This window comes from Verrucomicrobiota bacterium, from assembly GCA_016871535.1.
Taxonomy (GTDB): Bacteria; Verrucomicrobiota; Verrucomicrobiia; order Limisphaerales; family SIBE01; genus VHCZ01.
The window spans coordinates 1-7,760 of the sequence record VHCZ01000282.1 but is presented as its reverse complement, the minus strand read 5'-3'; the positions used below and the strand labels follow the sequence as shown (position 1 = coordinate 7,760).

Below are 7,760 nucleotides of genomic sequence, written 5' to 3'. Positions count from 1 at the left end.
GACGCTCTTCGGTGGCGGATGGGCCAATGCTGGAAGAGGTGGAACTTATCTTTGATCTGCGCGGCGGACCGGGCGAAGTCGAAGCGACCTCGCTTCGTCTGGTGCGGAGACCCTGATCCTGATTCCTAGCTAGCTAACTAGCTAGCTAACTAAATCGGGGGATGGGGCAGCTGCGATCAGAATCCCCCCTGACCCATAAACCGATTTAACGATTTAACCTCTTAACGTTGTAACGATTTTGCCTTGCCGCTCTCACACGGCGACCGGGGCGCGGCGCCGCGACTCTTCCAGGTACGGTTTGATGTGTTCCTGGTAGCATTGCGGACAGATGCTGTGCGTGAAGTCCGTGCCGGTCTGAGCGTGGATGTAGGATTCGATCTGATGCCAGTAATCGCGGTCATCCCGGATGCGTTTGCAGTAGCTGCAAATCGGCAAGAGGCTTTTCAACTCTTTCACCTGGCTCATGACGCCCAGGATTCGCTCCGCCACGCGCAACCGGATCAACAGTTCGTCGCACCGAAATGGCTTCGCCAGGAAATCATCGACCCCTTTTTCCATGGCCGTGCGGTAATTCTCCTTGTCCGACCGCGCCGTGAGCAGGACGAAATAGACGTAATCCCGCGACCGCCGCGCGCGGATGCGTTTGCAGAGTTCGAGCCCATCGAGCTTGGGCATCATCCAATCGCTGACGATGATCTGCACCGGATCGCGCGCGAGAACCGACCAGGCTTCTTCGCCGTTGCGGGCTTCGACGGTTTGATGGCCGGCGTAGGCGAGGGCGGTTTGCAGGATTTCGAGAGCAACGGGATCATCGTCAACGAGAAGGATTTTCATGGCTGGGTCACGAAGTCTTTCATCTTTCAATTTTGCGGTTTACCTGAACCAGCAAGAAGCGGGCGAACGGTTTCCGCCGGACAAAAATTCTCTATTCTGCAAAGGGGGGATCCACGCAGCGTTGACTGAGCTTCGCGGGAAGAGTATTAGTTTTCTGTGACCTGATCGAAAATCGAAGGCCATTCGATTGGGGTGGGGCAATCGGACGACGGTGCCGTGAATACTTGCTGACTCGCATGCTTCAAACCGCAGATTCCACGTGGCCCGGTCTTCTTCCGGGTTTGGTTGCCAGCGACGACGCTTCTGCTTTTCGAGAATCCTACCTGAAAGCTTTCCGCTGGATGTTGCTGGGCCGCACGTTGGACGAAAAATTTGCCAGCCTGTATCGCGCGGGCAAGATTCATGGCGGCGTTTTCATCGGTCGCGGCCAGGAAGCGTTGAGCGTCTCGGTCGGCCAATTGCTCCGGCCTGGAGACGTTTTCGCCCCTTTGATCCGGGACCTGGCGGGCCGTCTGGCTTTTGGGGAGCCGATTCTCGACGCCGTGAGAAACTACCTCGGTTCGGCGCTCGGTCCGATGCGCAGCCGCGACGGCAACGTGCATCGCGGGCGGCCCAAGCAGGGGTTGCTGCCCATGATCAGCCATCTGGGCGCCATGATCCCCGTGGTGAACGGAATCCTCATGGCGCGAAAGTTCAAAGGCGTTTCCGAATCCGTCGGCGCCACGTGCATCGGCGATGGCGGCACTTCCACAGGCGCGTTTCACGAAGCGCTCAATCAAGCTGCCGTCGAGAGGTTGCCGTTGGTGCTTGTGGTCGCGAACAACGAATACGCCTACTCGACCCCAACCTCGCGCCAGTTCGCCTGCCGGTCCTTGATCGACAAGGCCGCCGGTTACGGCGTGGAAGGCCATGCCCTGGACGGCACGGACCTGGGCGCTTGCCTGAAAATGATGGCCCGAGCGATCCAGCGGGCGCGGCAGGGTTTCGGTCCGCAAATGGTCGTCGCCCGGCTGCTTCGGCTCTGCGGCCATGGCGAGCATGACGACTCCAGTTACATCGATCCCAAGCTCAGGCAAAGTCCCGTGGGCCGCGACTGCCTGAAGGTCGCGGAGGATTTCTTGCTGAAACAACGCTGGGCCGAACCGGGCGCCGTGGAAGGCTGGCGCAGCGAGGTCGCGCAACGGGTCGAGGAAGCCGTCGCCAGAGTCCAGCGCGAACCGGGTCCCGATCCGTACAAAGAAGACTGGTGTCCGCTCGCGTGCAAACATCTGAACGACGCGCAAGGGCAAACTTGATACCGGCTATCCGGCGCTCACTCAGAAGGACCACCGCCGCGCCGGGAGTTCGTCCAAAATCAAGCCTGAGGCAGACCGCCGCCCAGGAAGAGGCGATGGGCCAACGGAGGCTCCTGTTTTTCCGTTGTCCGTCTCCCCCTTTTAAGGACGCCTCAAGGATTAGTCAGGGACGGAGTGGAATCCGTCCCTACCACGCTGAGCAGATACGAAAAACAAGCGTCTGTGAGAACTTTGAACTTTGAACCTTAAACTTGGAACCACCAGCTCGGCTGGTGCCGAACTTGGCGCAACCTTTCCCAAGCAAAATCCGTCTAGTCCGCCATATGCTCAAGCCACTGCCTGATTCAGGTTGGACCTACGCCCGCGCGGCGCACCTGCTCAATCGAGCCGGATTCGGCGGGCCGCCTGCGGAGATTGAAAAGCTCGCCGCGCTCGGCCCGGAAGAAGCCGTCCTTCACTTTGTGGATTACGAAGAGGTCGCGGATGACACGCCCGCGCCGGACTGGGCCCAGCCCGATCCGGGCCGTATCGAACGCGTCCAAAAGTTCAGGAACGCCACCGCTGAAGAGCGCCGCAAGTTCCAGCAAATGGAACAGCGGACTCAGCAGGAGCGGCTGCTCGCGCTTCGGCAATGGTGGCTTCAGCGCATGGCCAGGGGGCTTTGTCCGCTTCAAGAAAAGCTCACCCTGTTCTGGCACGGGCATTTCGCGACGAGTTTCCAAAAAGTCCGGGACGCCTATTTCATGTGGCTTCAGAACGAAACGTTCCGCAAGCACGCCCAGGGAAACTGGCTGGAACTGCTGACGGCGGTTTCCAAAGACCCCGCCATGTTGATCTGGCTGGACCAGGCGCAGAGCCGCCGGGAACATCCCAACGAAAACTTCGCGCGCGAAGTCATGGAGTTGTTCGCGCTGGGCGAAGGGCATTACACCGAAAAGGACGTCACCGAAGCCGCCCGCGCTTTGACGGGCTGGTCGCTGGATCGCGTGAACCAGGTGTTCGTGGATCGGCCCCGGCTCCATGATAGCGGCGAGAAAACCGTGCTGGGCCGAACCGGGAACCTCACAGGCGAGGACGTCCTGGAGCAAATTGTGGCTCAGCCCCGGGCCGCGCGCTTCATCACGGCCAAATTGTGGAGTTTCTTTGCCGGCGAAAATCCATCCGAGAACCTGGTCGATGCGCTGGCGAAGATTTTCCGCGAGCATGGGACCACCTTCAAACCGGTTTTGCGCGCGATGTTCAGGAGTGAAGAATTTTATTCAGACTCCGTGGTGCGGAGCCAGGTCAAGGGGCCGGTGCAATGGCTGGTGAGCAGCGTGCGCATGCTGGAGACCCAATTGCCGCCGCCGTTCGTGACGAACAATATTCTCCGGCTCCTGGGACAAGATTTGTTTGCACCGCCGAATGTGAAGGGCTGGGATGGCGGCTTGAGCTGGATCACGACCAACAATTTGTTGAATCGCTACAACCTCGCCGCTTTCCTGGTGCTGGGCGAGAACCCGATGCCGATGATGGCGGGCCGCCCGAACGGCGCCCCGATGATGCGCCCCGGAAATCGTCCGAACTTGCGCGGGCGTGCCGTCGATGTCGCCAAGATCCTGACGGAAGAAGACCGGCGCACCAAAGATGCGCTCATTCAGGCGCTCGAAAAACGATTCTTCCAGGCGAAACTCCGGGAGAAGCAGGAGAAAACTTTGCGCGAATACCTGGACGCGCAAGGCGAACTGGACGACGCCGACATCCGCCACGCCATCCGTCTGCTGATGTCCACTCCCGAATTTCAACTGACTTAGTGGCCATGGGCATAAATACGATGACGTTCGTTGCGCCCAATTTGGCCCTCTCCCAGCGGGAGAGGGCTGGGGTGAGGGAGAAACGCTGGCGCTTTCCAACGCTCCTGATTTGTCCAACGCCTTCCCCCTCACCCTGTCTCTCTCCCTCAAGGGAGAGGGAATGAGGAACGATCAAAACCATCAGACATGAAAGCTATGAACTCGGCAATTGATCTCAAGACCCGCCGTGAATTCCTGCGCACCTCCCTGCTCGGCGGCGCGTTCACCTGGACGGTGCCATCCTTTGTTTCCAACACATTTTCAACTTTGCACGCCGAGGCGGCTGATCGCGCCACGCAAATCACCACCGGCAAGGACGGCCGCCTCCTGGTCGTTCTGCAAATGGCCGGCGGCAACGACGGGTTGAATACCGTCGCGCCGTTCACGAACGACCATTACTTCCGCGCGCGGCCCCGCTTGAAACTGGCCGCCGACGCCGTGTTGAAACTCAACGACGACTTCGGCTTCCACCCTGGCCTCGCCGGGCTGAAGGAACTGTTCGACGCCGCGAATCTCACCGTGATCCAGGGCGTCGGGTACCCGAACCCGAATCGGTCGCATTTCCGGTCCACCGAAATCTGGCAGACCGCGAGCGACGCGAACAAGTTCGAGAAACACGGCTGGCTCGGACGTTACTTCGACAACGCGTGCCGGGGCTCCGACCCGACCGTGGGCGTGAACATTGGCCGCCAGATGCCGCAAGCTTTTGCGAGCGCGAAGCCCGTCGGCGTGAGCCTGGACAGTCCGGAGAATTATCGTTTCGCGGACCTGGACCGGCCCATGGAAGGCGAGACCGCCTCGAGCGAACCTTTCTATCGCAAGCTGAACCGGCCCGCGCCGCTCATGGAATTGGAAGGGCGAAACGACGGAACTTCCGGCGACACGGTTGGCGCGGTCGCCGGCGGGACGAAATTCGCCGGCTCACCCCTGGATTACCTGGAGCGCGTGGCCCTGGATGCGCAGGTGAGTTCGGACAAGATTCTGGCCATCAGCAAGAAGGCGGCGAATCAAGCGACCTACCCGGCGTCGCCGCTCGCGAACTCTCTGAAGTTGATTGCCCGCCTGATCGGCGGCGGCCTGCCCACGCGCGTGTTCTATGCGTCGCAAGGCGGTTATGACACGCACACGAACCAGACCGGCACCCACGAGCGTCTGTTGAAGGACATGGCCGACTCCGTGAAGGCGTTCGTCGCGGATTTGAAGGCGCAAGGGAACTTCGAGCGCGTGCTGATCATGACCTTCAGCGAATTCGGTCGCCGCGTCGCGGAGAATGCGAACGGCGGCACGGACCACGGGGCGGCAGCGCCGATGTTCGTGATTGGCGACAAGATCAAAGCGGGTTTCCTTGGAAGCTGCCCCAGCCTCGCGCCGGAGGATCTGGTCAACGGTGATTTGAAATTCACCGTGGACTTTCGCTCCGTTTACGCAGGTGTGCTCGAAGGCTGGCTCAACACACCGAGCGCGCCGGTCCTGGGCCGGAAGTTCGCGGCTGTGGGACTGGTTTGATGACGGTGCAGGAAATTCGTGTCTCTACCCCGTCACGCCACTTCCATCCCGACCAGGCAAACGTCATCCGCAAACGTGCCGCCTTTTGACGCGCTGCGAATTTGAGCGATCAACGCGTCGAACAAATCGCCGGCGGGCAAACGGGCGCGCTTGCGCACTTCCTCCACCAGCCGTTCGAGATGGAATTCCTCTTGCGACGGCCCCTCTACGTCGTAAAGGCCGTCCGTAAACAAGACGACCAGATCATCGGGGGCAAAGGAAGCGGTCGCCGTTGGATAGGCCACGTGGTCGAACAGGCCGAGGGCCGGGCTGGGCATTCCGCGCGGGCTTTGCAGCAACTCGACTACGAGGGAGGAGCGATGGACCAGCAGTTGTTTGGGATGGCCGGCCGCCGCGTAACACATTTGCCGGCTCTCCAGATCAGCCACGAGATAGAACGCGGTTGTGAACAAAGGCGTGCCGGACTGCTTGAGGATCGCACGCAGATCGCGGTTGAGTTGGCTCAAGAGTTGGCCGGGATCGGCCGCGAGCGGAGTCATTTCTTCCACCAGCGCGCGGATGATCGCGGTCACCAGCGCCGACCGCACCCCGTGTCCCATGACGTCGCAAATGAACAAGCCCGCTTTTGTGTCGGAGAGCGCCAGGACGTTGAAGAAATCACCGCCCACCGTCCCCGTCGGGAGATAGCGATGGCAAAAGCGCAAAGCGCTGTCCTTGGGTTGGGCAGAACGCGGGAAGGAAGGATACTGCTGAGGGATGATGCTCTGCTGAATCTCGCGGGCCATGCGGAGATCTTCCTCCATCTGCTGGTTTTTGATGTGCAATTCTTCCCGGCTCTTGGCCAGCTCATTGGTGGTTTTTTGAAGGCGTTCCTCGGCGCGTTTCTTCTCCGTGATGTCCCAAAAAATCCCCTGCAACCCGATGATCTTGCCGTCGGCATCGAAGATGGGGGTCTTGACCACGTTGACGTAGATTTTGTCGCCGCCCGGCGGTTGGTGCTCTTCGACCGTCTCGAAAAGCTGTCCGGTTTCCAGGATGCGACGGTCGTCTTGCTGGTATTTCGCCGCGAGCTCCGGCGGGAAAAAATCGAAATCGGTTTTGCCGATGATTTCTTCCAGCGGCTTGCCAAGCGTGTCGCAAAACCGCTGGTTCGCGAACGTGAACCGTTCGTGGAGATCCTTGCGGAAGATGTTCTGGGGCAGATTTTCCACCAGGGAATGATAGAGCGTTTCGGAAGTCCGGAGCTTCTCCTGGGCTTGCCGCCGTTCTGTGATGTCCTCGACGGTTCCCTCGTAGTAGAGCAGCTTGTGCCCGGCGCCGCGCACCGCCCGCACGTTCTCCGAAATCCAGATGATGCTGCCGTCCCGCCGATAGACCTGGGACTCGAAATCCTTGACGACGTCGAATTGCTCCATCAACCGGATGAATTCGGAGCGCCGGTTCGGATCGACATAAAGCTGGTGCTGAATGTCGGTCAGGCGCGTCGTCAACTCCTCCGCCGATTCATAACCGTAAATGCGCGCCAGCGCTGGATTGGCGCTGAGGTAATGCCCGTCCGGCGTGGTTTGAAAGATGCCCTCGACGATATTCTCGAAGATGCCGCGGTATTTCTCCTGCGCCTGAATCAGCGCGACTTCGACCTTCTTCCGCTCGACGGCGTGGCGGATGGACCGAACGAGCACCGGGCTGTCGATCTGGCCCTTCACCAGGTAATCCTGCGCGCCTTCGTGCACGGCGCGCACCGCCAGCGTTTCATCGTCCGAACTGCTCAGAATGATGATAGGCAGATGCGGCGCCAGCGAGCGGACCCGGTCAAAGCTCTCCAATCCCTTGCAGTCGGACAGCGACAAATCCAGCAGCACGAGATCGGTCTTCGCCTGCCGGATTCGGTTCAAACCCTCCGCGAGCGACTCGACCCAGTGCACGTCGAACTCGACGCCCGGCGTCGCCTGGAGCATGTCCCGCAGGAGCCGGGCGAACTTGGCAACGTCCTCGATCAGTAAAATCTCGATGCGTTCGTCGGGCATGGCTTTTCCGTCAATTCGGAATTCTTAGAGGAACATTAAGTCCTTCGCTCTCTCCTTCAAATGGAAAAAGGTGCTTGCCCGGCAAGGCACGGCGCATCTTGAGCGGTAGGGCAGGCCTGCCGGTCTGCGGACCTTCGGCTACTTTGACACATCACGCCGGCTGACCGGCAGGTCAGCCCTACCAATCATGTTTCACGGCACGACCGTTTCCGCGAGTTCGAGCAGCCGCTTGCATTCCGCTTCGGTCACGGGTGAGACCGAGAGCC

At 60.2% G+C, this 7,760-nt stretch carries 5 protein-coding genes; 3 read left to right on the top strand and 2 right to left on the bottom strand.

Features of this window, described 5'->3' with window-relative positions; genetic code table 11:
• Positions 1 to 252 precede the first annotated feature (252 nt).
• On the bottom strand, positions 253 to 834 hold the full coding sequence (locus tag FJ398_23840) for a response regulator (GenBank protein ID MBM3840929.1): 582 nt from the start codon (positions 832 to 834) through the stop codon (positions 253 to 255).
• A 341-nt stretch (positions 835 to 1,175) separates the two neighbouring features.
• Between FJ398_23840 and FJ398_23835 the strand changes: the two genes are divergently transcribed.
• The 3 genes from FJ398_23835 to FJ398_23825 all read left to right on the top strand — a co-directional run bounded on the left by FJ398_23835 (position 1,176) and on the right by FJ398_23825 (position 5,467).
• On the top strand, positions 1,176 to 2,129 hold the full coding sequence (locus FJ398_23835) for a thiamine pyrophosphate-dependent dehydrogenase E1 component subunit alpha (GenBank protein MBM3840928.1): 954 nt from the start codon (positions 1,176 to 1,178) through the stop codon (positions 2,127 to 2,129).
• A gap of 323 nt (positions 2,130 to 2,452) precedes the next feature.
• Positions 2,453 to 3,922: a DUF1800 domain-containing protein gene (locus FJ398_23830; GenBank protein ID MBM3840927.1), complete on the top strand. Its 1,470-nt coding sequence runs from the start codon at positions 2,453 to 2,455 to the stop codon at positions 3,920 to 3,922.
• Between the two features lie 186 nt (positions 3,923 to 4,108).
• Positions 4,109 to 5,467 carry a DUF1501 domain-containing protein gene (locus tag FJ398_23825; protein MBM3840926.1) on the top strand — a complete coding sequence of 453 codons (1,359 nt, stop codon included), beginning with the start codon at positions 4,109 to 4,111 and terminating at the stop codon, positions 5,465 to 5,467.
• A gap of 32 nt (positions 5,468 to 5,499) precedes the next feature.
• Here the strand turns inward: FJ398_23825 and FJ398_23820 are convergent, their stop codons facing one another.
• A complete protein-coding gene (locus FJ398_23820) occupies positions 5,500 to 7,494 on the bottom strand; it encodes a PAS domain S-box protein (GenBank protein MBM3840925.1) in 1,995 nt (664 codons plus the stop codon).
• Between the last annotated feature and the right edge of the window lie 266 nt (positions 7,495 to 7,760).